Origin of the sequence: Modestobacter sp. DSM 44400, assembly GCF_900107175.1 — a bacterium.
GTDB lineage: Bacteria > Actinomycetota > Actinomycetes > Mycobacteriales > Geodermatophilaceae > Modestobacter.
Map to the genome: position 1 here is coordinate 1 of NZ_FNOZ01000169.1, position 1,362 is coordinate 1,362.

The 1,362-nt window shown below is 67.8% G+C and carries 1 pseudogene; it reads right to left on the reverse strand.

The annotated features are described in order from the left end of the window. Window positions 1-87: 87 nt before the first annotated feature. Window positions 88-913, reverse strand: a pseudogene (locus BLW04_RS25530) (transposase); the annotation flags it as partial. Between the last annotated feature and the right edge of the window lie 449 nt (window positions 914-1,362).

The following is a 1,362-nucleotide window of genomic DNA, read 5'->3' on the forward strand; positions in this document are numbered from 1 at the left end:
GCGAGCTGCCCGCGCACCTCGTCCTCGACGCGCATAGCAAATCGTCGACCCTAAAATCGGGAAAGAACAGCTTGATTCCTTACGGGCCCTGTGGAACCAGCAGCGTTGCTCCCGGGTGGCGGGAAGACCTCGCGTAGCGCGCCCCAGAACCCCAGCGCCCCGTCCCCGGCGGCCAGTACCGGGGCGCGCATGCCGCGGCGGGCGCAGTCCCGGAGCCGGTCCGCCCACGACCCGGCCGATTCCCGGTAGCCGTCGGTGAGCCCGATCAGCTCTTTACGGCCATCGGCGCGAACCCCGATCAAGACGAGCAGGCACAATCGCTCGTCCTCCAGCCGGATGTTGACGTGGATGCCGTCGGCCCACAGTAGACGTAATCCACGCCCGAGAGGTCGCGCTGGGCGAAGGCGCGCTGCTCGGACTTCCACGTCTCGGTCAACTTGGTGATCACCGACGCCGACAGCCCGGCCGAGGAGCCGAGGAACTGGCCCAGGGCGGGCACGAAGTCACCCGAGGACAGCCCGTGCAAGTAGAGCAGCGGCAACACCTCGGTCAGCCTTGGGGTCTTGCGGCACCACGGCGGCAGGATCGCCGAGGAGAACCGGGCCCGCTCGCCGGTGTCGGGATCGGTGCGGCGGTCGTTGACCCGTGGGGCGGTGACCGCTACCGCGCCGGCCGAGGTGAGGACCTCCCGCGGCTGGTGGTAGCCGTTGCGCACCACCAGCCGGCGGCCGTTCTCATCCCGCTCGGCGGCCAACCCGGCGACGTAGGCATCGACCGCGGCCTGCAGCGCCTCGGCCAGCACCGCCGGGCACCCTCCCGCGATCTCATCGATCAACGACGAAGAACCGCCGGTCGACCCAGCCGAGGCGAGCCCTTCACGGCCGTCGAACTCCCCAGGAACTACGGTGAACATCGGGTCGTACCTTCCCGACCAGCGTTGCCGCGCCGGCCTTGCTTGAGGGACCTGTTCAGGATGCTCGGGAGGGTACGACCCCTCCGCGATCTTGCTCATTCACAGGTTTCAAGCATTGCTCGAGGCCTTCCCCCTCTCTGCCGGACAGGTTGTGGCCGATTGGTGTAACTGGCTATGTGCCGTCTGGGCAATCCCCTCTTCTTCCGTCCACCCCGGATCAGGCCAGCTGCACCGACGCTGCCAACAACGCCACCGCGTTGACTCAGACCGCAGGCGTGACCCCTGCGGGCAACGCCCGCAGGCAATCGTGGACCGGCAGCCGGACCGGCGTGCGCGGGCTGTTGACAGGAATGATCGACTAGAGCGTGTCTGCTAACTGCGGACGCGGTGATGGATGATCATGCAGCCGAGGAGGACACCGCCGAGGTAGGTGGTGGCGTATTTGTCGT